This is a genomic window from Shouchella oshimensis (genome assembly GCF_002019765.1).
Taxonomy (GTDB): Bacteria; Bacillota; Bacilli; order Bacillales; family Bacillaceae_D; genus Shouchella; species Shouchella oshimensis.
On the sequence record NZ_KV917380.1, the window covers coordinates 2,387,433 to 2,410,775 of the forward strand.

The following is a 23,343-nucleotide window of genomic DNA, read 5'->3' on the forward strand; positions in this document are numbered from 1 at the left end:
TTTTTGAGAATCATGCCTTGACTACAGGTAAGCAATAGAGAAAGGACGTACGAAATGACGAAGCAAAATATCGGTGTTATTGGTGTTGGCGTTATGGGAAGAAGTTTAGCCCTTAACTTTGAAAGTAAAGGGTATCGCGTATCTTTATACGATGTTTCCGAAGAACGAATAAACCAAATTATTTCTTTAGAGAAAAAGAAAAATTTAGTAGGGACTTATTCCCTCGAGGAACTTGTTGCTTCATTAGAGACGCCACGCAAAATTATGCTCATGGTTCAAGCTGGCGAAGTAACAGATTCTGTCATTGATTCATTGCTTCCTTTACTTGATGAAAAAGACATTTTAATTGACGGAGGTAACACGTATTATACGGATACCATTCGTCGATCTGAACGCGTCGAAGCGCGTGGTGTTCATTTCATCGGTGCTGGTGTATCAGGTGGCGAGGAAGGCGCACTAAAAGGACCATCTATTATGCCAGGCGGGCAAAAACAAGCCTATGAACTCGTTCGTCCACTGTTTGAAGATATTTCTGCCAAAGTAAACGGTGAACCATGTACAACATATATTGGACCTAACGGTGCTGGTCATTATGTAAAAATGGTGCATAACGGAATCGAATACGGAGATATGCAGCTCATTTCTGAATCCTATGCGCTATTAAAAGAGATTGTTGGCCTTTCAAATGATGAACTTCATCACGTCTTTAAAGAATGGAACGAAGGCGAACTTGACAGCTATCTAATTGAAATAACCGCAGACATCTTCACCAAACAAGATGAAGAAACAGGACAAGCACTCGTTGACGTTATTCTTGATTCGGCAGGTCAAAAAGGGACCGGAAAGTGGACAAGCAAAAGTGCCTTAGATCTAGGTGTTCCTTTATCTATCATTACTGAATCGGTTTTCGCCCGCTTCTTATCAGCGATAAAAGAAGAGCGTATTCAAGCGAGTAAAGTGCTTTCTGGACCTAAAACAACGCCTTATTCAGGCGACAAACAAGAGATCATTGAAGAGATTCGAAAAGCTCTTTTCTTTAGTAAAGTGCTTTCCTATGCACAAGGTTTTGCTCAATTAAAAGCTATGTCAGATGAGCAAGATTGGAATATTCAATATGGAGAAGTTGCTCGTATTTTCCGGGGAGGCTGTATTATTCGTGCTGCGTTCCTTCATAAAATTACGGAAGCTTTCTCAAATAATCCAGAATTAGCAAATTTACTGCTTGATCCTTACTTTGAAAACGTTGCTTCTTCATACCAAAGCTCATTAAGAAAAGTCATTTCTCTTGCGGTTGAAAATGGCGTTCCTGTCCCTAGTTTTTCAAGCGCTATTGCGTATTATGATAGTTACCGAAGTGAACGTTTGCCAGCTAATTTGCTACAGGCACAACGTGATTATTTTGGCGCTCACACGTATAAGCGTATTGATAAAGACGGCATTTTCCATACAAACTGGGTATAATCAACGAAGTAAGCCTTGGAGGTTGAATGTGTCCACTGTGGTTTTCACTTATACATGAAGCATATCGCCAACATCTTTTCTCCAAGAATGACCATTTCGTTCTGTCCATTACGATTCAAGCAAAAAAGCGCCGAGGTCGGCGCTTTTTTTGCTCTACTGCTGCATACTGATTTATCTGTCAAGAGTGTTACGCATCTGGTTCTACATAATTTCCTCTTGCGCGTTCATCTCGGTCACGATTCTCTTTCGTTTGTTCCTGGGATTCTGTAAAACTACGCTCATTATTGGAGTCTGAATCGGTATTGTCCCTTGTTCCACTTGATTCAGGATTTGTATGATCGTCTCTTTCTTCATCGTCTCGATCTCGATTTTCCATCGTTTCTTCTTGAGCCTCTGTATTGCTTCGTTCATTGTTTTCTTCCGTCTTCAACTCGTTTTCTTCTCTGAGTTTTTTGAAATCTGACCGCTCACCGTGCCAAATAAGGTCAAATATTGCACGGCCATTTGTAGGTTGTCCATCTGGAAGATAAACAGGAATAACATCAAAAAGCATGTAGTAGAAGCAATAAAAAATAAAGGTTGTCCAAAAGATATTAGGTGGTAAAACGCTACTAAGAACGAGGGAATTTACAAGGAACGCAAACGTTCCCGTCGTAATAATAGGTGCAGCATAGATAAAACCATGCCAAAAGCGGTTCCCTGGCTTTAATTCATCGTATTCCATCCAGCTGTACATAAAGAAATAACGTCTAACCTCTACCGTTCTTAGCTTAATTAACGTAGGACCACTACCAATAATCAGTTTTTTATTTTCACCTCTAAGGAGCGAAGCAGCCAAATAATAACCCGATTCACGTATAACCGTGACAATCGGAAGGATAAACAGAGCTGCCATAAACAAGCGTAACCAATCAGTTGGACTAAACAAATGATCTCCTTTCTTATTCCATTTCAATTTATCTACTTCTTACTATTTTTTTAGTTGTATAAAATGACGGATGGACAATGCTACAGGAATAGAAAAAAAATTACAACCGATTTATTAAAGAGGAAGCAAAATCAGGATAATATTCTCAGTTCTATTCCATATTTAGCCGCTTGTATTACGGATAATCGTAACCACAAAAAGAGAAGGGGCTTATCGTCCCCTTCTCACCATTTTGCTTATTTGCCTACATTTCTTCAACAGGCCACCATGCGTGATTTTCACCTGCAAGTAATTGATCTGCTTCTTTTGGACCCATTGTTCCTGCTCGATAATTCACCGGTTTACGAGCAGACTCTTTCCATGCATTTGAAATAGCGTCGACGAGTGACCAAGATAAACTTACTTCATCCCAGTGAGCAAAGTTTGTTGCATCACCCATCATGCAATCATAGAGCAAACGTTCATATGCTTCCGGTGTGTTAATACGGTCTTCACTATCATGACGATATTCCAAATGAACAGGCGTTGTGTCGGCAGAGCCAATCTTTTTTCCATTCAAAACAATCGTAATGCCTTCGTCTGGCTGAATGTGAATAATAAGCAAGTTCGGCCCTGTTGCTTTATGTTCCTTTGCATAAAGATTAAGGGGCATCTCTTTAAATTCAACAACGATTTTTGTTGATTTTACAGCCATTCGTTTCCCTGTTCGAATATAAAAAGGAACACCTGCCCATACGTGGTTATCAATCATTAGTTTAGCTGCTACATAGGTTTCTGTATGAGATTGAGGATCGACATTGTCTTCCTCCACATAACCCGGTACCTGTTGACCATTAATGGTACCTTCGTCATACTGCGCGCGAACAACAGTATCATCAATATTGTCATTTGTAATAAGTCGCAGTGCACGGAGCACCTTTATTTTTTCACTTCTTATTTCGTCTGTTGTTAATTGTAACGGTACGTCCATAGCCAATAAGGAAACCATTTGGAGCATATGGTTTTGTACCATGTCGCGTAAAGCACCGGATTTTTCATAATAACCACCACGGCCCTCCACACCAAGCTTTTCACTAGAAGTTATTTGCACATTAGCAATATGACGGTTATTCCAAAGCGGGGCAAACATAGCATTTGCGAATCGTATGACTTGTATATTTTGAACCATTTCTTTTCCTAAATAATGATCAATTCGATAGATTTCATCTTCAGCAAACGCTTCACGAATTTCATTATTAAGCACTTTGGCAGTTTGTAAATCTGTTCCAAATGGCTTTTCGATGACAAGTCTTGTCCACCCATTTGTTTCCTTTAAACCATAATTATGTATCGATTGAGCAATTTGACCAAAAAATTCTGGCGCCATTGCCATGTAAAAAATGCGGTTTCCAGGTAATTGGAAATTATTTTCTTTGTTCTCGATTTCTTGCTTTAAGCCTTTATAAGAATCTTTGTTCGTTACATCGAACGACAAGTAAGAAAAATGAGTAAGAAAGGAGTCTACCTTATCCAGTTGTTGATTGGATTCTTCCAGCGCCTCTTGAACGACACCTCTTAGTGTTTCATCGTTCCACTCTCTTCTTCCTAGTCCAATGACAGCAAATTTATTTGATAGCAAGCCCTTTACATACAAATTGTATAAAGATGGAAACAATTTTCGTTTTGCAAGATCTCCAGTTGACCCAAATATAACAAAAACAGCCTCTGACTGTCTATTATCTTCCATGAGTATACCCTCTTTCTAGTTCACAACGCTGATCATTTTCTATCCTTATACTAAGGTTAGTGCTTTTCATAATACCAGTTTATCATTGTTTTAGCTACAGTTTGAACTTTGAATCCATTGGTTTGTATCTGTTTTTCATTGTAACCGCTTTTTGTAATCGCTATCCTATTTCCACGTACATCTTTTTCATGTTGTTCATTCAATTTAGTGAGGTAAACGAAAAAGGGCGATTGGTCTCGGTGAATCATCCAACCTTATTTCGACTTCTGCGAATAGTCTACAGTATCCTACAAAAAGGTGGTGGATTACTTGTCTCGTTCACACGATGAGAAAAAGAATGAAAAGCGAAATGATTGTGACTGTCAGTGTCAAAATCCATGTCGGTTTCCCTTCTTTCCGTTTCCAATTTCGAGAGGTTCCAACTGTCAATCTTTAGTGGCAATTGCAAATACCGTCCTAGCTTTACCAGCTAACACACCAGTAACAATTACAACAGCTACGAGCACATTCACAGGAATATTTATTGGGTTTAACCTTGCGAATGGTACGGTTGTGTTTACAGATGGTGTACAGACACGAACATTTACACTATCTCAAATTTGTACAATCAGCTAACAGTGCAAAAGTCGAGCTCAAGAAATCGAGCTCGACTTTTTTACGCTCGCAATACATATTCAACTTCAGACTTGAATACGATGATTTAAAGGAGTTGATAGAATGTTCGGAAATGGGGAATGGGTGATTTATAAAGCCGGTCGCACGAGTATATTAGGTTGGATTAGTGAAGCCAAAGTCATTGCGTCAAGCTCTTCAAATGAACCGATTAAAACGATGTATCAATTCTACACAAAGCAACGAGTATTAAATGGCAAACAACCACTTCTTGCAAATGAAGACGATTTGCAAACGAGCAAGGCTCGTTTAAAAGAATCTGATATAAGAGCTTTACAAGAACTAGCACTACTCACTAAGGACAAGCAGTGGTTCATGGAGTTAAGCCGTTTAAGAGATAAAGTAGGAATTCGAAAAAACGTATCGAATTAATTGAATTGGTTATTCCTATACTTATTTCTCTATCATTACGATTTTATACTAAAGGCAACCATTCTTCATCTTTATCAACATAGTTGAAATCTGAGTAGCTAGATGGAGTGACCGGCTGAAGCGATATTGCCCATACGGTCCTCTTTCTAATAAAACTTCATCGCCTATTCTTATTTTCATAAAAATAGGTTTACTGTTCATAGAAAGTGGGTATAGAGATTAGAATTAATTTCTTACTCTTTAGGGGGCTTTCCTTTGCCAACAGATGGACTGTATTCATATATAAAATCAAAAACCAATGATCTAACCGAAGAATGGTACAAGTCTTTAGACAAATCACAAGACGGTGTGTACAGCACTTCTGATCCTCAACAAATTGAATTGCTCAAGGACCAAAATCGAGCTTTTCACGCTCTTTTTACTGAATTATTCAATCCGAGTAAAGCCGGTATTCACGATGACGAATTTTTAGAATGGATTGAATCAATTGCGAATGATCGCGCTCATCAACGAACGCCTTTTAACAATATTTTGAGTGAGTTTTTTAGAACACAGCAACAGTATATGAATTTAATATTATCTTATGCCGAATCAATGAAACAAGAATATGTTTCACTTAAAGATGTTTATCGCTGGAACGAAATTGTCGTACAAGGAATTAACGAGGTCATTTTAGAGTTCTCTAGGCAAAACAAAAAACAATCAGACTATCAATTAAATGCTCAGAAGCAGATGATTGATGAATTAAGTTCACCTATTATTCAACTGGCGCCAAAAACAGCTTTATTGCCACTTGTAGGAGAAATTGATACCCACCGGGCAAAGGTAATGTTTGATCATACACTTCAACATTGCTCGGAGCAATATATTGATACCTTATTTATTGACTTATCAGGTGTACCCATTATAGATACGATGGTGGCACAGCAAATATTCCAGCTTATTAAAGGGTTAAAGCTTATTGGTGTTCAAACGTCTTTATCAGGGTTACGCCCAGAAATAGCACAAACAGCTGTTCAGCTTGGCATTTCCTTCTCCGACGTTACGATCCATTCTACTTTGGCTCAGGCTCTTGAACGAAAACAACTGATTTTCTAAAAGTAAATGTGCCTGCTAATTGCTATCATTCCCATTCATTTAATCCAAAAAAAGAAGTAAAATCGACGTTTGCGATTTTACTTCTACTTTTTCGTTCTATTGTCGGATCATGCTCAATTCGAACCTTGCGAGCGATTGATCGCTTTATCAGCCGCTTGTGCATTTCTCACTGCTTCTACCCGGTTTAGCATTAATTCTTCAATCGTTTTCGGCGTAAATCTTGCTGCTCCAGTTGATCCTTTTGTTTGAATTCTAGGCTCAGTTTGTTGTCTTTGTTTTGCAGCTACAATACTTTCTTCGTATTGTGGTAGCCATCTCTCTTGGGCGATTAATAGATCGTCAACAAGCTGCCAAATTTCCGGTGGTGTACAGACGGCTCCTGTCAGCGGGTCCATCATGAAGGCTTGCCGTAAAAGCTGGTCGTCTCCTGTTATAGCTGCTTTGACAGCTAAGCGTTGAACTTGAACGCTTGCGCTGCAGACAGCGGCGCAACCGAGGGGTAAATCCCCGACAATGGTCATATTGATTCCATTGCGATCAACATAGCCTGGCGCTTCAATCACACAGTCATCTGGGAGGTTGGTAATCACACCATTGTTCATCCGATTAAAATGACCACGGTAGATACGCCCTGTTTCAAGTGCTTCAATAATGTAAGAGCCGTGCTCCTCGCCGCGCTGATCGTTCCCATATTCAAGGGCAGGCTCCTTCATCCAGTTAGGAAAATCTTCTTTAAACCAGTCTCGCCCCTCGGTACAAACTCGCAGATAACCACCTGTCTCTCCATTTATCCATGATCCTAAATCAATCCAATCAATGATCTCATCCGAACGTTTGCGATACCACGGCACGTATTCACTCAGATGTCCGTTGGATTCAGTGCTGTAGTAACCAAATCGCTTAAGCATATCGATTCTTACTTTTTCTGTGTGCTGGTATTCGGGGTGCTGTTCAAATGCTCCTAGTAGCGAAGTCGTTAAATCCTTTCCTTCGTGTTTAATTTGAACATACCATGTCTGATGGTTAATTCCGGCACAGACAATATCGACATCTTTTTTATCTAAATCGAACACCGTTGCAATTTGCCTATGTCCGCCTTGTACACCGTGACAAAGGCCAACAGTATTTACGCCTCCGTATGTTTGACACGCCCAAGTTAACATGGCCATCGGATTGGCATAATTCAATAAGAGACAGTTGGGCTCAGCTACGTCACGAATATCTTTACAGATCGCCAGCATTTCTTGAATACCTCTTTGACCGTACATAATTCCACCAGCACTTAAAGTATCGCCAACGCACTGATCAATTCCATAATTTAGCGGTATTGAAATGTCCTGTTCAAATGCTTCTAGTCCACCAATTCGCACTACTGAAAAGATATAACGAGCGTTCGTCAGGGCCTCTCTACGATCAAGGGTTGCTTTGATTCCAATATTTAAGCCGTTTCCTTTGAGATCTCGCTGACAAAGTGCCGTTACCATCTTTAAGTTCTCGGCATTGATGTCAGTGAAGGCAATTTCAATCCCTTTGAATTCTGGAACGGAGAGCAAATCCCGTAACAGTGTTCTAGTAAAACCAATGCTTCCCGCTCCGATAAAGGCAACTTTAAATGACATGGTTTGTTTCACCCTCGCTTTTTATTCATTATGTCAAACGCAACAGCAGCAAGGAGAACAAGGCCCTTAATCGCTTGCTGCCAATCAATTCCAAGCCCTAAGATTGACATCCCGTTGTTCATTACACCCATAACAAGTCCACCAACAACCGCACCAATGACGGTTCCAACGCCTCCGTAAGCAGATGCCCCACCAATAAAAGCAGCAGCAATCGCGTCTAGTTCAAATAAATTTCCCGCACGTGGTGTTGCCGCATTTAATCGAGCAGCAAAGATCAAGCCGGACAAGGCTGCGAGCACACCCATGTTCACAAACACCATAAAGGTTACGCGCTTCGTTTTAATGCCGGAAAGAGCTGCGGCTTTTTCATTTCCACCTACTGCATAGATGTGACGACCAAAGACCGTCTTCTTCGTTAGAAAAGCGTAAAAAGCAATTAACGCAATTAACAAGATGAGGATATAAGGAATTCCACGATAGCTGGCCAAGATATACGTAAAGCCTAAAATAACGGCTGCGATACCAACAAGCTTCAAAATGAATAATGTCGGGTTTAGCACATCCGTACCGTTGTTTTGTTTTCTCTTCCGCCCGCGCAACTCAATAAAAATGAGAATGGCACAAAGCAACACACCAATTAACAAAGATAACAGGTGCAAAGAAGATCCATTAAACACATCTGGAAGAAAACCAGAACTTAATCGTTGAAAGGATGGAGGGTATGGTGCAATTGATTGCCCTTGCAACATGATTAACGTGATTCCTCTGAAGATCAGCATTCCAGCAAGCGTCACAATAAACGCAGGAATTTTCACATAAGCAACCCAAAACCCTTGCCATGCACCAACTAACGCACCAACCAATAAGCAAATTAACACAGATAAAATGGGGTCAAGATTCATTTGTATCATTAGGATAGCAGATAGTGCTCCAATAAAAGCAGCAATCGACCCTACTGATAAATCAATATGACCTGTAATAATAATAAGCACCATACCGATAGCAAGTATAAGAATATAACTGTTTTGTAAGATCAAATTTGTGATATTTAATGGCTGTAGTAAAATGCCATCTGTTAAGAGTTGGAATAAAATCATAATAAGCAACAACGCAAATGTCATACTGTATTGACGTACATTATTTTGGATGACGTTCAATAGCGCTTTCATGGGGAAACCTCTCTTGTTTTCGTCATTAATTTCATTAATCTTTCTTGTGAGAGCTCATCTTTATCGAGCTCGCCTGTAATCTGACCTTTATTCATCGCATATACACGATCACACATCCCCATCAATTCTGGTAGTTCTGAAGATATAAGGACGATCGCTTTCCCTGTCGCTGCTAGCTCTCTGATAATCGTATAGATTTCATATTTGGCTCCAACATCAATCCCTCTAGTAGGTTCATCTAAAAACAAAACATCTGGATCAGAAAAAATCCACTTACTTAAGACAACCTTTTGTTGATTTCCTCCGCTTAATTTACCAGTCTCTTGCAAAATTGTTGGCGTCTTTATATGCAATTTCCGTTTAAATTCTTCAGCAACCCTTACTTCATTCTGCTCATCAATGATGGCGCGTGAAGATAGCTTATTTAAACTAGCCAACGAGATGTTTTCTTTAATGTCGTTCATCAAAACGAGCCCGTATGATTTCCGATCTTCCGTTGCATATGCCAAACCCTGCTTAATTGCTTCACTGACCGACTGAATGTCTATTACTTTCCCGTCTTTCTTAATCGTTCCAGTAATTTGTGTCCCGTAAGCCTTGCCGAATATGCTCATGGCAAATTCCGTTCGACCAGCACCCATTAGACCAGCGATACCAACGATTTCTCCTCGCCTTACATGAAAAGTAGCGTCGATGATAATCTGTCTTTCTCGCTGAACCGGATGATACACATTCCATTTTTCGACTGAAAATACAGTACTACCAATCTCTGATTGGCTCGGAGGATAGCGATTCGTTAGACTTCTACCAACCATTCCTTTAATAATGTCATCTTCACTAATCTCTTTTTCTTCTAGATCATACGTTTCAATTGTCTTGCCATCGCGTAAAATCGTGACAGCATCGGCAACTTGTCTAATCTCATTCAGTTTGTGAGAAATAATAATAGAAGTAATACCTTGTTCTTTTAATTCTACAAGTAGATTTAGAAGGTTTTCACTATCGGTTTCATTTAATGAAGCAGTTGGTTCATCTAAGATGAGTAACTTTACTTTTTTTGCCAATGCTTTCGCAATTTCTACTAATTGCTGCTTCCCTACGCCAATGTGCTTAATAAGCGAATCATGTGGCTCCTCTAAATTCACTTTATTCAGTAAGGATTTTGTTTCTTTGGCAGTCGCATCCCAATCAATGACTCCAAACTTCTTTCGCTCATTTCCTAGGAAGATATTTTCCGCAATGCTTAACTCAGGAATTAAGGCAAGCTCCTGGTGAATAATGACAATTCCTTCCGCTTCACTTTGCTTCAAATCTTTGAATTGACACGTTTCTTTATTCAAAAAGATCTCACCGTTATATGTACCAAACGGATAAACACCACTTAACACTTTCATTAATGTCGATTTACCAGCTCCATTTTCTCCACATAAAGCATGAATCTCCCCTTGTTTTACGATCAAATTCACATGATCCAACGCTTTAACACCAGGGAATTCCTTTGTTATTTGTTTCATTTCCAAAAGAACGTCCGCCATTTGCGGTCACCTCCTATATAAAGGCGGTTCTCTCTCATGAGAAAACCGCAATAGCCCTTATTGATTTAACTGATCCGCCTCGTAATAGCCACTGTCTATTAAGATTTCTTCATAGTTATCGCTCGTCACAACAACGGGAGTCTCCAGGAATGAAGGAACCACTTTGGAATTATTGTCATATGTTTCTGTATCATTTACATCAGGCTCATCACCTTGCAGAACCGCCTCTGTCATTTCAACAGCTTTCTCTGCAAGAACTCGTGTATCTTTAAAAACAGTCATCGCTTGTTCTCCTGCAATAATCGCATTCACTGAAGGGATATCTGCATCTTGCCCTGTCAAAATTGGCATATCATCGGCTGTAAATCCAGAGTTTTTTAGTGATGCTAGAATACCAATACTTAATAAATCCGCTGGTGCTAATACAGCATCAAGGTCTTCGCCACCACCATAGTTAGAACTTAACAAATTATCCATTCTACTCTGAGCAGCTGCACCGTCCCAACGAAGAATGGCAATTTGATTAAAATCGGTTTGACCACTTTGCACATTTAATTTACCTTCATCTAGATAGGGTTGAAGGATAGACATCGCTCCATTAAAGAAGAAATGGGCATTGTTGTCATCTGGTGAGCCACCAAATAACTCAATGTTAAATGGTCCTTCTTCATTCTCTAGGTCTAACTCGTCAACAATGTATTGACCTTGCAGAACACCTACTTCAAAATTATCGAAAGTCGCATAGTAATCGACAAACTCTGAATTCATAATGAGACGGTCATAGGAGATGACCGGAATTTCTTGTGCATTTGCTGATTCTAATACTGTTGTTAAGGCTTCTCCGTCAACAGAAGCGATAACAAGTGCATCTACACCACGTGTGATCATATTTTCAATCTGGGAAACTTGATTTTCTACGACATCCTCAGCATATTGTAGATCCGTTTCATAGCCTAGGTCTTCAAAATACGAGACCATGTGATTGCCATCAGCAATCCAGCGTTCAGAGGATTGAGTTGGCATGGCAATTCCAATCGTTCCTTTGTCTTCCCCTGACCCTCCTCCTGATCCTTCCTCAGAACATGCTCCTGTAAAAACAACACAACCAAGTACGACGAAACTCCCAATGTATTTTTTCATACTATTCCCTCCTCATTTTATCAGTAAGCGTTTTCATATTGATGTAGATACTTTATTACCTCTTTTACCGATTCTTCCGTTCCTATTGTTCTCTTTAACGATAAGACTTCTCGTTCCAGAACAACTCTTTGCGTATTTGCTCTGTACTCGACTCTTTTCCAATTACAAGGCATTCCACACCCATTAGACTTGACCAATCAGCCAGTTGTTCTTTCGTAATCTCGTATGACAACACTGTGTGATGTGCCCCGCCAGCATAGATCCATGCCTCTGTTGCTTCTGAAAACGAAGGAAGTGGTCTCCACAAGACACTTGCTACAGGAAGCAGTGGCATCTCCTGCTGATTCTCCACCGCTTCCACTTCGTTTGCGACAATTCGAAAACGAGAACCGACATCCATTATTGCTGCATTCAGGGCGCGTCCTGCTTTGCCTTTGAAAACAAGCCTTGCCGGGTCCGCTTTGTTGCCCATGGAAAGGGGTTCTACGACAATCGTCGGCTTTTCAGCTGCGATCGTCGGGCATACTTCCAGCATATGCGAGCCTAAGATCAGTTCATTCCCTTGCTCTAAATGATTTGTGTAATCCTCCATAAACGACGTTCCACTGTTACCTGCCATCACTTTAAGTACCCGCAAAAATGCGGCCGTTTTCCAATCCCCTTCTCCAGAAAAACCATATCCTTTTGCCATTAGCCGCTGTGCCGCCAGTCCTGGTAGCTGGCTCATTCCATGTAAATCTTCGAAAGTCGTTGAAAAAGCGCGATAATTTCCTCGTGCAAGAAAGGTTTCAAGCCCAAGCTCAATTCGTGCCTGTTCTTCAATCGCTCGAACGTCCGCATCTGGATGGAAAGTGTACAGGCTACGATACTCTTCCATTAACGTGGCGATCGCTTGATCGTTAACGGCTTTAATCGTTTCGACTAAATCACCGATACCGTAACCGGAAACAGACCAGCCAAGTTGAATTTGCGCCTCAACCTTATCTCCTTCTGTCACCGCTACCTCTCGCATATTGTCACCGAAACGAGCAACCTTTAATTGCTTGCTTTCTTGATAGGCGCGAACGGTTTTCATCCAATCACCGACTCGATTGGCGACATTCGGATCCTGCCAGTGTCCCGCTATTACCTTACGGTTTATTCCCATTCTTGAAACCATAAAGCCAAATTCACGATCACCGTGAGCCGACTGATTTAAATTCATAAAATCCATATCAATCGTTGACCACGGAATGTCACGATTGTACTGGGTGTGTAAGTGGAGCATCGGTTTCGTCAATTCTTTTAGTCCCGCAATCCACATCTTTGCCGGCGAAAACGTGTGCATCCACGTAATAATTCCTGCACAGTTTTCATCCATACTCGCTTCCCGCAAGAGTGCAGTAATACGTTCAGGCGAAGTTGCCACCGGTTTTAAGATAAGCTGTTCTGGCAACAACTCATTCATGCCATTGACGATCTCTTCTGCATGAGCAGCGACTTGATCAATCGTTTTTTGCCCGTATAAGGGTTGACTACCAGCAATAAACCAATAGTGTGACGTTTTTTGTTTAAGCATGAACAACCCCTCCTTTTGTTTTATCTCTCACGCAACGAAGTGTTTTCATCACATCGTTTTCTCCTTTTCCAAAATAATCATGAAGTTTACTGTATTCCTTGTAAATTTCTTTGTAGACTTGCGCCCGTTCCGCATTAGGTTTGTAGGACCTTTCCTGTACACGCGCCATCTTTTCTGCCGCTGCAAAAATCGTTGCATAGCCACCCGCTGCTTCACCTGCTGCGACGCTTGCATACATGGCTGCTCCAAGCGCTGGCGTTTGTTTGGATGCTGCCACTTTTATTTCTAGATTCGTGATATCAGCAAAAATTTGCATTAACAAGTTGTTTTTCTGCGGTAAACCACCGCAGGCGACTAGTTCATTGATTTCAACACCCGCTTTCGTAAACGCCTCGATGATTTTCTTTGTTCCAAATGCCGTAGCTTCAAGCAACGTTCGGTAAATTTCTTCTGACTTTGTTTGCAGCGTCATTCCAAGTATGATCCCTGATAAGTTTGTATCAACCAATGTTGAGCGGTTTCCGTTCCACCAATCTAATGCGAGCAAACCGGTTTCACCTGGCTGATAAGCAGCCGCTTTTTCTTCTAATAACGCATGAAGCGGAATGTTTTTCTGCTTCGCCTCCTCAACTAGATCGGACGTGACGCCATGCTCCATAAACCAGGCAAAAATGTCACCAACTGCCGATTGCCCTGCTTCATAGCCGAAGTAGCCAGGGACAATTCCGTCTTCAACTACGCCACACATTCCCTCTACTTCTTTCTCTTCTTCTGCAAGAACGAGATGACAAATGGACGTCCCCATCGCCATCACAAGCTTTCCTGGAGTTACAACCCCTGTTGCCGGTACGGAAACATGTGCATCAACATTGCCAACAGCAACAGCGATACCGGGCAAGAGTCCCATTCGCTCAGCCATTTCTTTCGTCAAATTGCCCGCTGCCTCACCTGGAGCACGAATATCACCTCGTAACTTTGTTGCTGTTAGTCTCTTTAAATCAGGATGCAACGCTTCAAAAAAGACATCCTCAGGATAGCCGTCCTGCTTGTGCCACATCGCTTTATAACCCGCGGTGCAGCTATTCCGTACAATCGTTCCGGTCATCTGTGAGGTCACCCAGTCGGTGCCTTCAAGAAATGCATCCGCTTCATCAAATAATTGCCGGTCCTCATTAAAAATTTGCCATACCTTTGCGATCATCCACTCTGATGAATACTTGCCCCCATAGCGCTGAAGAAATGCTTCTCCTCTTTCTGCGCCGATTCGATTGATCTCATTTGCTTCATCCTGAGCTGCATGGTGTTTCCATAATTTCACCCATGCATGGGGACGGTTTGCAAAAGCTGTGTGGAAGCAAAGGGGCTCCCCATCCTCATCAATTGGCAGCATTGTACATGCGGTAAAATCGATGCCAATGCCGATTACATCGCTTGGATGAACCCCCGCCTCTGCCAGCACTTTAGGAACAGATTTCTCCAGCACCTCGATATAATCTCGAGGATGTTGAAGGGCCCATTCAGGCTCCAGCATCACCCCTCCTTTTGGCAATTGCTTAGCCATTACACCATGGGCGTAAGGCGTAACATGCTCAGCAACTTCTGCTCCATCTGCTAAATCAATTAATACCGCTCTGCCTGACTCTGTTCCATAATCGATTCCAATTGTATAGCGCTTGCTCATTCTATATCACTTCCCTTCTTGACCGTAATAGGCGTGTTCTCCATGCTTTCGCAAGTAATGACGATCGAGTAGCGTTTGTGAAATTCCAGATGCTTGAGGGTTTAAGCCGATTGTATTAGAGGCCATTTTTGCTACCTCTTCCAAGACAACTGCATGATAAACGGCTTCTTTCGGAGTGCCTCCCCATGTAAAAGGAGCATGCCCGTGAACAAGCACGGCTGGCATCTGCATCGGATTTCCTAACTCGAACGTTTCCGCGATTACGTTTCCCGTTTCCCTCTCATAGCTTCCGCGAATTTCTGCTTCCTTCATTTCCCTTGTACAAGGGATGTCACCATAAAAATAATCGGCATGTGTTGTACCAAAAGCAGGTATCCCTTTTCCAGCCTGAGCCCAACCTGTCGCCCAAGTTGAATGCGTGTGAACAATTCCTCCAATTTCAGCAAAAGCACGGTAAAGGACCAAATGTGTTTGCAGATCGGAGGAGGGGCGGAGAGAACCTTCTATTTGTTCTCCATCAAGCGAAACGAGCACCATATCGTCAGGACGCATGTCTGCATAATCCAGTCCACTAGGTTTAATCGCAACAATATTTCGACTTCTATCAATACCGCTCGCATTCCCCCATGTCATTGTTACAAGTCCGTGCTCTGGTAAAGCCATATTCGCATCATATACTTGCTGTTTTAGTTCGGTAAGCATTGCTTCTTCCTCCCCTGTAGTCGTTGTACAAGCGTAAAAGCGTGTAACGATCTCTTAGCAAATGAGCTTCCTTTAAGCTCTGCTCAATCACGCTTTGTGGAATAGGCACAAGCTCCTTTGTCCAGCCTACTTGTTCAAGTTGTGATTGAATGAATTCTATGCTCGGCAATGCTTCAATCAGTTGGCGAATCTGTTTTGCTTCTTCCCCGCTCATTAAACTGTGTAGTTCTGGCATAATCGTTTCTTTATAGAACTGGGTAATCACTAAGGTGGATAAACCAACTTTGGCACCATGCAGAAGCTGTTTCTCCTCATTCTCCAGCGCCTTCATCTCCCAATAATGAGACAGATGATGCTCAGCTCCTGAGGCGGGGTGAGATTGACCAAAAAGAGCCATTGCCAGCCCGGACAGCAACAATGCCTCCATCAAGCGCTGTACGCCCTCTTCTGTTCTTGCTTCAATTTTCCCAACATGGTCAAGACAAGCATCGAGCGCTTCTTTTGTACGTTCAGCAACAAAAGCTGAATATGGTTCATTAGCAACAATGGAGCCAACGTGCCAATCTAAAAGCGACGTATATTTGCCAATCATATCCCCGAAACCCGCGGCAATTAAAGCAGGTGGCGCCTTTTGCAATATGGTTATGTCAGCAAACAAAGCAACCGGAGCCACAAGTTGGTACGTCTTTTTCTGCCCTCTCACAACAATAGGTGCTCCGAGCGATGTAAAGCCATCGACTGATGGAGCAGTAGGTATGGAGATGAATGATTTTCCTGTCTTCCCGCTTATAAAGCGAACAAGATCATGAATTGTGCCTGAGCCGACTGCTAAAAGTAGCTCGGTTTCTTCATTAACGCTTAAAAAAACATCAATTAATGATTGTTCATCAGCAAGCACATCGCCATTTTTATTCGGCTTAACGAGATGAATATCAACAAAAGTAATCGCTTCTTCCTGTAGCAAATCGGTTAATTGTTTCCCTGCTGCCGCGTACGTCTGGCGATCAGCAACCAGCAGAATTCTTCGTTTGGCCCGACTCGCAACATATGCTGCGGCTTTTTTTATTGCATTCTTTTCCACAACGATTGTTTCAAGCGGTAAAGGATTGAGCTTTTCTTCTGTTCGACTAATGCGCTCTTCTATTGATCGTACATTCATACGTACCTCCTTAGCTCAGCAATACTTACGTGTATAGAATCTTTAGCTCGCTGTACGTCATCTCATCATGGGTCGTGATGACAACAAAATCTGTTTCTTCCGATATTTTGGTTAGGAGAACGTCCTCTCCTAACCCTTGTGTTTTTATGAAGAAAGCAGTGACCGTTGATGAAAAAATAAATGATGATGGCTCTTCTACCATTCCATGGGACGCTAATTTATGACGGTCTTCTTGCTGCGACACATTTTAACGTTTGCTTTTTTTCCAGCTGTCTGAAGTGCTTTACTTTTTCCTTCGCTTCCCTATCCATTGATCACTCTGAAAGATGGTTCCGTCGATATCAAACAGGATGGCTTCAATATCTTTAAGGATTTAGAATCCTCACCTCATTTCTCTACTGAGTGTCTATTTTCAACACCTCAGACTGCTATTGATAGGATCGTTTAAGTGGTTTTATCATACATCTGACCATATAAAAGCGCTTTCAATAATCGAACTTATCTTTCAATTGAATGTTTAATATCCTCACTTTTTCTTCTCAATTTATCGTTATATTGATGCGTTTTTCGATATGCACTAGGCGTACATTGCTCATATTTCTTAAACGTTGTACTGAAATACTGTTGAGAATTCATGCCGATATAGTGGGGGATATCCGTAATGCTGATGTCTGTTTCCGCCAGCATTACTTTTGCTTTCTTCATTCGATAGGAGACGAGGAATTCATGAATCGATGTGCCTGTCGATACTTTAAAGACGCGCTGTAAATAACCAGGGTGTAGATGAACGGCATCCGCAATCTCTGCTACACTCACTTCCCTATCATAATTCTGATGGATATAAGAAATGACCCTACTCGTATACTGTTGATCCGTCTCTGTGTAGTTAATTTCTGCCAAACCTGCAACACGAATAATATACTCACTTAGCAATAGTTGCACCATAAAATCAGTTTGTTGGCTTTTTTTGTCTACTTCCATAATAAGTCTTCGTAAGCATTGATAGGTATCATCAGAATCGTGTAGAAGCATATGTGGTTTCTTGTTATCGATCATGAGTCGCAAGGCTTCATTTTCTTTATAAACCTCGCAAAACGGAGGGAAAGCTGTTCTACCCTGTTGAAAGGAAATTTCAATGTTAAACATTCTGCATTTTTCTTGAACAATAAGCCGATGACTTGTATTTGCATCTAAGAAAATGATTTGTCCTTTTTTAAGCTGATAGCTATCGGTTTTTGTTTCAACTTTACAACTGCCTGATAGCACATGCATCAATTCAATTGCTTCATGTGCGTGAGGCTTCATTTCGAATTGACTCCACTCTTTGTAGTAATAGAATTTCACGACTGGATAATAAGGCTCGCTTCTTAGGTCATTGTCATAAAAACTCATCTGAACTCCTTTCAGTTTAAGCGGAGGCAAAACGCCTCCGCTACGACTTGTTACTCATAGTACAAACGAAAAACCATGTCTTGATTGTAGTTGCCAAATGAGGAACCAAATAAAGTGACGCCACCAATTTTTCCGCCGTCCTCTACCGCCACTTTAAATGTCCATACTTTGTTACGGATAGCCACATCATTAATTGTCACCCTTGACAGCTGTTTGCCATCAATAAAGGTCCCTGCTTCAGTGATTCGGATCACTTTCAATAAACCATATTGATTAATTGTCCGCGGCCACCATGCGGGTGTATACTTACCTGGTTGGTCGCCAAAATCTCCAGGGCTTCTCCATTGACCGAGATTTGTCTCATTTAAATAAAACGAAATATCAGACGGCCAATTTTCATTCGTAAAAGGTGCCTCTGACGACAGCTCTAATGAGATTTGTAACTCTTTTGGATTTTCCCCAGCATGTATAAAGTTAGACAGCTTGTATTCAACAAATCCTTTATAAAACCACAAGATTTGTGCATTTACCCTCATTGGGTCAAGGAAATACCTCGGCTCGTCAAACTCCCCAATAATCGCTTCACCAGTCGCTAGTCCACATGTTGGTTCTACTTGAAAATCAGTGAAGTGACCAACGGATACATGGCTTTCATGATAAGAACGGACAGAGGCGCCGCCCTCTGGAAATAGGATCCCTGCATGTTTCACCCGAAGTTTACACACCTTCTGCATGCCAGCTCTTCCGCGCATTTGCTCGGTTTGAATTAATCCTGCTTTTTCTAGTTTTTGTACATGTTTCGTCATAATTGCGCTACTCACTTGCTGTGATTCAGCGAGCTCACGAATATTCATTGCTCGTTCCGCCAGCAGACATAATACGTTTAAGCGCACTCGACTTGCTAGCGCTTCATAGACAGGAAGCGATTGTTCTGTTAAATCTAATTCTAATTCCATTTCTCCACCCATTCTCTACTATCTGCTCATTAGTCTCAGTATAATGAATGGACCTAGACGCAACAACCCTAGCGCATTACAAGCCCTTGTTTGCAGGACAATTTTTACCTGCCAACCTTGCTCGAAAATGAATGTAACATCCGCACAACCCACATGTTTCGTCATCAATCAACTGCTCACAGCTTTCACAGATCGCTAATCGACTTGCGGCTACTTCCTCACTCACTACATTGGTTTCAAGTGCTATTTGTTCAGCAATTTGCTGCTGGATCTCGGTTTTACCCCGTTTTTCTGGGCATCTATGGCAGCTCATACGAGTGAAAAGATAGCAACTGACATGGGTGGCATTGCTGCAAAAAGCTGATTATTTTCCATCTGAAAGTCTGTAAACGGTTCAGGACTGACTCGATCAGGCTGTTCAAACGTATTATGAGCATCTCGTCTGTCACCGGTTAAAATCGTTGCTTGCCACTGCTGTCCTAAATCTACCTCTCCATTAATGGCTAGTTCTAGCGACACAGAATCCCATTGAGAGAGATTACAGACACTAATATGTGTCTTGCCTAAGTGATCAGAAGATGCCGATAGATGTAATCCTTCCCCGATTAGCTCAATAGGTATGACCTTTCCACCTTGATGGACTTTATAAAGATCAAACACATGGTAAGTAGGCGTTTTAAGCATCTTGTCGCCTTCTGTTAAAACAATCGACTGAAGCACGTTTATCGTTTGTGCTAAATTAGCCATATGGACACGGTCTGCATGGTGATTAAAAATATTCAAGGTCACACCTGCAACAAGCGCATCGCGAATACTGTTTTGCTGGAACAAGAAACCCGGATTTGTTCCCGGTTCCACATCGTACCAAGTGCCCCACTCGTCTACGATTAAACCAACACGTTTTTCTGAATCGTATTCGTCCATTATCGCGCTATGTTTTGTAATTAATTCGTCCATATGTAGTGCTTTCTGAATCGTCTCATCCCATTCTTCTTCACTGAATCCTGTGGCAGCTCCTTTGTTCTGCCATGTGCCAGGCACCGTATAATAGTGTAAAGTCAGTCCGTCCATGTACGCTGCTGCTTGTTTCATTAACACCTCTGTCCAGTTGTAATCATCGACATTTGCACCACAGGCAATTTTATAAATTGAGTAATCACCGTATTTTCGCACATAGGTTTGATAACGTCTGAATAAATCAGCATAATACTCTGGACGCATCTGACCACCACAACCCCAGCTTTCATTACCGACACCGAAGTAAGAGAGCTCCCACGGTTCAGCTCGGCCATTCTTTGCCCGCTCGTCTGCCATCGGGCTTCCCGCTGAAGCAGTTATGTATTCCACCCATTCCTGCATCTCAAGCACTTCGCCGCTACCAACATTTCCATTAATATAAGGGGCTGCTCCAATCTCTTCACATAACAGCATAAATTCATGCGTGCCAAATTCGTTCGTTTCCACTGTTCCGCCCCAATGGGTATTGACCATTTTCTTTCTTTTGGCATAGGGACCAATGCCATCTTTCCAATGATACTCATCAGCAAAACACCCTCCCGGCCAGCGTAAAACCGGGATTTTTAGTTCTTTCAACGCTGTTAATACATCCGTTCGCAGTCCCTTTTTATTCGGAATAGGAGAGCCTTCTCCAACCCAAATCCCCTCGTATATACATCTCCCCAAATGCTCAGCAAAATGCCCGTAAATAGCCGGATTAATCTCAGCTCCAGCTTTCTCTAAATCAATTGTAGCTCTTACACTGTTTGTCATATTGTTTCAGCCTCCTCCGTTGTATCGATTAATTGATTTGTACGTTCAAATGCGCGTAAGCTCACGTGTGTTGTAATCCAAGCGAATAGACTACCACCAAAGCATACTGCTGCTGGTGGAACAAGTATGAATAAAATCAAACATACGCTTAAAAAAAGTCCCATTATAAGCGCATATGACAGCGAAGCGACGGCGTACAGCATGACATTTTTTAAAAATGGATAGAGCGATTGTCTAGGGTAATGGACGAAAGCAGGACCGATAAACAGCAACATTAATCCGTACACAATTAGGCACAAAATAAAAAATGCCGCTACTGCTTGAGAGCCGGTAAACGCCAGCTGCATTACGATAACATAATCGAGAACAAGAACAGCTCCTATGCTTAAAACCGTGTAGCCAAGTTTGTTCGCCTGCCAAAAAAAGCGCTTCCATTCTGTGAAAAACAAAGGAATAAGTGAAAAATCTTCCTCATTCATGCACCATTTTCTCATGACCACAAACATCGCTCGCAGCGCTGGAAAAAAACCTAAAATCACGCCACCTAGTAAGGAAAAACCAAGCCAGAGACCATTTACATAAGCTAAGCGCACAATCCAGTCGCAAATACGCAAGGCAATTCCTCTTAAACCACCATCCTCCATAAACCATCACCCTCTTTCTTTGATTTCACCCTTTTATTCCTGAGAAACTTACCCCTTTTACAATCTGCTTCTCAAAAAAGAGGAATGCAATAATGACAGGTAGTGATGCAATGGCGTTAACAGTCATCGGCAAAATATACGTTTCTGAATAATTTGAGTTAAACATTGGTATACCGACTGGTAGCGTGTAAAGAGCCTCAGAAATAATCGCTAAATATGGCCAGAGAAAATTGTTCCATGAACCGATAAAGGTTAAAATTCCTACTGCCGCCACCGCTGCTTTTGCAAGGGGCAATACAATACTCCAATATAGGCGAAAATCGCTACAGCCATCTAGCCTAGCACTTTCAATTAGCTCGTTTGGAACTCCGTCAAAGAAGCTCTTTAAGATAATGACACCTAGAGGAGCAGCAATACCAGGAAGAATTAAGCCCGCATACGTATCAAGCAAACCCATTGATCCGACTATTTCATAAAGGGGGATAATCATTGCTTCTCCCGGCACCATTAGCCCAGCAAGAAAGAATAGATAAAGTGCTTTTCGATAGCGAAAGCGCATTTTCGAAAAAGCGAATGCTGCCATTGATGTTAATACAAGCGTCAGTAAGGTCGTGACCGCGCCAACAAAGAAGCTGTTCCAAATCCATAAAAACACGTCACTCCCGGCGATGATGTTGACGTAGTTGCTAAATGTATAAGGTGGCAAAAACCAATCAATGGCTGAGCTTGCTGCCGTTCCCTCTGGCTTCATTGACACAAAAAACATCCAAACGATAGGGAATAAGAAGGCAAGCGCAGACAGAAAAGCAATAGACACCTTTAACCAGCGAAACGGATCACGTTTTGTTGTAAGCACAGACTGGCTCATAGCATTCTCCCCTCTTTTCCGCCTAAGCGCAATTGAATAACAGACAGCACCAACAACACCATAAACAACAGATAAGACATCGCTGCTGCGTATCCTAGATCATAACGTTGGAAGCCCATTTCATAGATGTACAAGATGATTGGCCGTGTTGTTGTCCCGGGTCCTCCATCGGTAATCAAAAGAATTTGTGCAAAAACTTTAAACGAAGCGAGAACCTGGAGCAATAAAATTAAGCGACCAATTGGCAGAAGCTGTGGCAGTGTAATCTGCCAAAACATCTGCTGTCTTGTTGCCCCGTCAACTTCAGCAGCTTCATATAGTTCATCAGGAATCCCTTGGAGCGCCGTTAAAAATAAAATCATATTAAAGCCGACCGTCCACCAAAGCGTGACAGCGATAATACTGACCCAAGCAAGTGAAGGTGTTGCTAGCCAAAACGGTTCAGCATTGAGACCGACGGCCTGCAAGAGATTATTGACAACGCCAGTGTAAGGCTGAAGCATGAAGATCGCGACAAACGAGATAACCGATACGCTCAAAATGCTCGGGATAAAGAAGGAGCCTCTTAAAAAGGTTTGCAACCGCGTATTTAAATTCGCCATCAACGCTAGCCCTAAAGCAAGAATGACCATTGTCGGCGTTGATAACAGAACGAATAAGGAGGTGTTGCCAAACGCTTCCCAGAAGTTTGGATCACTTAACACATTGATGTAATGGGTGAGACCAATAAACTCTTGCTGTTCAATCAACGTCCAATTAAAGAAGCTCATCTGCATTCCTTTAAAGATTGGGTAAATCGTAAAAAGCACATAAGCAACAAAGAAAGCAAGCAAAAACGGAACGGGACGAAGATCGTCTTTCCACGTTAACTTTTTCATGTCATGCCCTCCTCA

Annotated in this window: 22 protein-coding genes; 4 read left to right on the forward strand and 18 right to left on the reverse strand. The window is 41.8% G+C overall.

Features of this window, described 5'->3' with window-relative positions:
- The first annotated feature begins 54 nt into the window (after nt 1-54).
- Nucleotides 55-1,461 (forward strand): NADP-dependent phosphogluconate dehydrogenase, encoded by a 1,407-nt coding sequence (gene gnd, locus BK583_RS11885; protein ID WP_038479392.1) that lies wholly within the window; start codon nt 55-57, stop codon nt 1,459-1,461.
- Nucleotides 1,462-1,648: 187 nt separating this feature from the next.
- Here gnd and BK583_RS21015 read toward each other — a convergent pair whose 3' ends face one another.
- Both BK583_RS21015 and zwf read right to left on the reverse strand, forming a co-directional pair.
- Entirely contained in the window at nt 1,649-2,416 is a 768-nt protein-coding gene (locus tag BK583_RS21015; protein ID WP_180316897.1) for a hypothetical protein, read from the reverse strand.
- A gap of 217 nt (nt 2,417-2,633) precedes the next feature.
- Nucleotides 2,634-4,115, reverse strand: coding sequence for a glucose-6-phosphate dehydrogenase (gene zwf / locus BK583_RS11895; RefSeq protein WP_055735909.1), 1,482 nt, complete (start codon nt 4,113-4,115; stop codon nt 2,634-2,636).
- Nucleotides 4,116-4,424: 309 nt separating this feature from the next.
- Between zwf and BK583_RS11905 the strand changes: the two genes are divergently transcribed.
- The 3 genes from BK583_RS11905 (at nt 4,425) to BK583_RS11915 (ending at nt 6,257) form a co-directional block, all read left to right on the forward strand.
- Nucleotides 4,425-4,730, forward strand: a complete 306-nt coding sequence (locus tag BK583_RS11905) for a hypothetical protein (protein WP_055735911.1) — start codon at nt 4,425-4,427, stop codon at nt 4,728-4,730.
- 102 nt (nt 4,731-4,832) lie between these two features.
- A complete protein-coding gene (locus tag BK583_RS11910) occupies nt 4,833-5,159 on the forward strand; it encodes a hypothetical protein (protein ID WP_038479380.1) in 327 nt (108 codons plus the stop codon).
- A gap of 255 nt (nt 5,160-5,414) precedes the next feature.
- A complete protein-coding gene (locus BK583_RS11915) occupies nt 5,415-6,257 on the forward strand; it encodes an STAS domain-containing protein (protein WP_038479377.1) in 843 nt (280 codons plus the stop codon).
- A gap of 113 nt (nt 6,258-6,370) precedes the next feature.
- On the opposite strand, the gene BK583_RS11920 is transcribed toward BK583_RS11915, so the two are convergent.
- The 16 genes from BK583_RS11920 to BK583_RS11990 all read right to left on the reverse strand — a co-directional run bounded on the left by BK583_RS11920 (nt 6,371) and on the right by BK583_RS11990 (nt 23,328).
- On the reverse strand, nt 6,371-7,876 hold the full coding sequence (locus BK583_RS11920) for an alpha-glucosidase/alpha-galactosidase (RefSeq protein ID WP_055735912.1): 1,506 nt from the start codon (nt 7,874-7,876) through the stop codon (nt 6,371-6,373).
- An 8-nt stretch (nt 7,877-7,884) separates the two neighbouring features.
- The gene (gene mmsB / locus BK583_RS11925) at nt 7,885-9,045 is read right to left on the reverse strand and encodes a multiple monosaccharide ABC transporter permease (protein ID WP_038479371.1); all 1,161 of its coding nucleotides are present in this window, start codon (nt 9,043-9,045) and stop codon (nt 7,885-7,887) included.
- Nucleotides 9,042-10,580, reverse strand: coding sequence for a multiple monosaccharide ABC transporter ATP-binding protein (mmsA, locus tag BK583_RS11930; protein ID WP_055735913.1), 1,539 nt, complete (start codon nt 10,578-10,580; stop codon nt 9,042-9,044). The genes mmsB and mmsA overlap by 4 nt, the downstream gene beginning before the upstream one ends.
- Before the next feature lie 57 nt (nt 10,581-10,637).
- A complete protein-coding gene (gene chvE / locus BK583_RS11935; RefSeq protein ID WP_055735914.1) occupies nt 10,638-11,720 on the reverse strand; it encodes a multiple monosaccharide ABC transporter substrate-binding protein in 1,083 nt (360 codons plus the stop codon).
- Between the two features lie 94 nt (nt 11,721-11,814).
- A complete protein-coding gene (gene araA, locus BK583_RS11940) occupies nt 11,815-13,278 on the reverse strand; it encodes an L-arabinose isomerase (protein WP_055735915.1) in 1,464 nt (487 codons plus the stop codon).
- Complete coding sequence (locus BK583_RS11945) at nt 13,271-14,959, reverse strand: ribulokinase (RefSeq protein WP_055735916.1); 1,689 nt, start codon at nt 14,957-14,959, stop codon at nt 13,271-13,273. The genes araA and BK583_RS11945 overlap by 8 nt, the downstream gene beginning before the upstream one ends.
- Nucleotides 14,960-14,965: 6 nt before the next feature.
- Nucleotides 14,966-15,661 (reverse strand): L-ribulose-5-phosphate 4-epimerase, encoded by a 696-nt coding sequence (locus BK583_RS11950; RefSeq protein WP_055735917.1) that lies wholly within the window; start codon nt 15,659-15,661, stop codon nt 14,966-14,968.
- The gene (locus BK583_RS11955) at nt 15,630-16,820 is read right to left on the reverse strand and encodes a sn-glycerol-1-phosphate dehydrogenase (protein ID WP_055735918.1); all 1,191 of its coding nucleotides are present in this window, start codon (nt 16,818-16,820) and stop codon (nt 15,630-15,632) included. Before BK583_RS11955 ends, BK583_RS11950 begins: the two co-directional genes overlap by 32 nt.
- 25 nt (nt 16,821-16,845) lie before the next feature.
- The gene (locus BK583_RS11960; RefSeq protein ID WP_055735919.1) at nt 16,846-17,064 is read right to left on the reverse strand and encodes a hypothetical protein; all 219 of its coding nucleotides are present in this window, start codon (nt 17,062-17,064) and stop codon (nt 16,846-16,848) included.
- Nucleotides 17,065-17,318: 254 nt separating this feature from the next.
- Nucleotides 17,319-18,212 (reverse strand): helix-turn-helix domain-containing protein, encoded by an 894-nt coding sequence (locus tag BK583_RS11965; protein WP_055735920.1) that lies wholly within the window; start codon nt 18,210-18,212, stop codon nt 17,319-17,321.
- Between the two features lie 50 nt (nt 18,213-18,262).
- Nucleotides 18,263-19,168, reverse strand: coding sequence for an ArsR/SmtB family transcription factor (locus BK583_RS11970; RefSeq protein WP_055736070.1), 906 nt, complete (start codon nt 19,166-19,168; stop codon nt 18,263-18,265).
- 76 nt (nt 19,169-19,244) lie between these two features.
- Entirely contained in the window at nt 19,245-19,481 is a 237-nt protein-coding gene (locus tag BK583_RS21395) for a DUF6171 family protein (protein ID WP_236702374.1), read from the reverse strand.
- Nucleotides 19,478-20,938, reverse strand: a complete 1,461-nt coding sequence (locus BK583_RS11975) for an alpha-N-arabinofuranosidase (protein ID WP_055735921.1) — start codon at nt 20,936-20,938, stop codon at nt 19,478-19,480. The genes BK583_RS21395 and BK583_RS11975 overlap by 4 nt, the downstream gene beginning before the upstream one ends.
- Nucleotides 20,935-21,582 carry a YesL family protein gene (locus BK583_RS11980; protein ID WP_055735922.1) on the reverse strand — a complete coding sequence of 216 codons (648 nt, stop codon included), beginning with the start codon at nt 21,580-21,582 and terminating at the stop codon, nt 20,935-20,937. Before BK583_RS11980 ends, BK583_RS11975 begins: the two co-directional genes overlap by 4 nt.
- Nucleotides 21,583-21,607: 25 nt before the next feature.
- Nucleotides 21,608-22,450 (reverse strand): carbohydrate ABC transporter permease, encoded by an 843-nt coding sequence (locus BK583_RS11985; protein WP_035394021.1) that lies wholly within the window; start codon nt 22,448-22,450, stop codon nt 21,608-21,610.
- Nucleotides 22,447-23,328, reverse strand: a complete 882-nt coding sequence (locus BK583_RS11990; RefSeq protein WP_038479345.1) for a carbohydrate ABC transporter permease — start codon at nt 23,326-23,328, stop codon at nt 22,447-22,449. Before BK583_RS11990 ends, BK583_RS11985 begins: the two co-directional genes overlap by 4 nt.
- Nucleotides 23,329-23,343: the final 15 nt, after the last annotated feature.

Excerpts from the sequence above, each read along its gene's own strand:
- gnd (WP_038479392.1), top strand. The coding sequence starts at position 55 with ATGACGAAGCAAAATATCGGTGTTATTGGTGTTGGCGTTATGGGAAGA.
- zwf (WP_055735909.1), bottom strand. The coding sequence starts at position 4,115 with ATGGAAGATAATAGACAGTCAGAGGCTGTTTTTGTTATATTTGGGTCA.
- BK583_RS11910 (WP_038479380.1), top strand. The coding sequence starts at position 4,833 with ATGTTCGGAAATGGGGAATGGGTGATTTATAAAGCCGGTCGCACGAGT.
- BK583_RS11920 (WP_055735912.1), bottom strand. The coding sequence starts at position 7,876 with ATGTCATTTAAAGTTGCCTTTATCGGAGCGGGAAGCATTGGTTTTACT.
- mmsB (WP_038479371.1), bottom strand. The coding sequence starts at position 9,045 with ATGAAAGCGCTATTGAACGTCATCCAAAATAATGTACGTCAATACAGT.
- mmsA (WP_055735913.1), bottom strand. The coding sequence starts at position 10,580 with ATGGCGGACGTTCTTTTGGAAATGAAACAAATAACAAAGGAATTCCCT.
- chvE (WP_055735914.1), bottom strand. The coding sequence starts at position 11,720 with ATGAAAAAATACATTGGGAGTTTCGTCGTACTTGGTTGTGTTGTTTTT.
- araA (WP_055735915.1), bottom strand. The coding sequence starts at position 13,278 with ATGCTTAAACAAAAAACGTCACACTATTGGTTTATTGCTGGTAGTCAA.
- BK583_RS11945 (WP_055735916.1), bottom strand. The coding sequence starts at position 14,959 with ATGAGCAAGCGCTATACAATTGGAATCGATTATGGAACAGAGTCAGGC.
- BK583_RS11950 (WP_055735917.1), bottom strand. The coding sequence starts at position 15,661 with ATGCTTACCGAACTAAAACAGCAAGTATATGATGCGAATATGGCTTTA.
- BK583_RS11955 (WP_055735918.1), bottom strand. The coding sequence starts at position 16,820 with ATGAATGTACGATCAATAGAAGAGCGCATTAGTCGAACAGAAGAAAAG.
- BK583_RS11965 (WP_055735920.1), bottom strand. The coding sequence starts at position 18,212 with ATGAGTTTTTATGACAATGACCTAAGAAGCGAGCCTTATTATCCAGTC.
- BK583_RS11970 (WP_055736070.1), bottom strand. The coding sequence starts at position 19,168 with ATGGAATTAGAATTAGATTTAACAGAACAATCGCTTCCTGTCTATGAA.
- BK583_RS21395 (WP_236702374.1), bottom strand. The coding sequence starts at position 19,481 with ATGAGCTGCCATAGATGCCCAGAAAAACGGGGTAAAACCGAGATCCAG.
- BK583_RS11975 (WP_055735921.1), bottom strand. The coding sequence starts at position 20,938 with ATGACAAACAGTGTAAGAGCTACAATTGATTTAGAGAAAGCTGGAGCT.
- BK583_RS11980 (WP_055735922.1), bottom strand. The coding sequence starts at position 21,582 with ATGGAGGATGGTGGTTTAAGAGGAATTGCCTTGCGTATTTGCGACTGG.
- BK583_RS11985 (WP_035394021.1), bottom strand. The coding sequence starts at position 22,450 with ATGAGCCAGTCTGTGCTTACAACAAAACGTGATCCGTTTCGCTGGTTA.
- BK583_RS11990 (WP_038479345.1), bottom strand. The coding sequence starts at position 23,328 with ATGAAAAAGTTAACGTGGAAAGACGATCTTCGTCCCGTTCCGTTTTTG.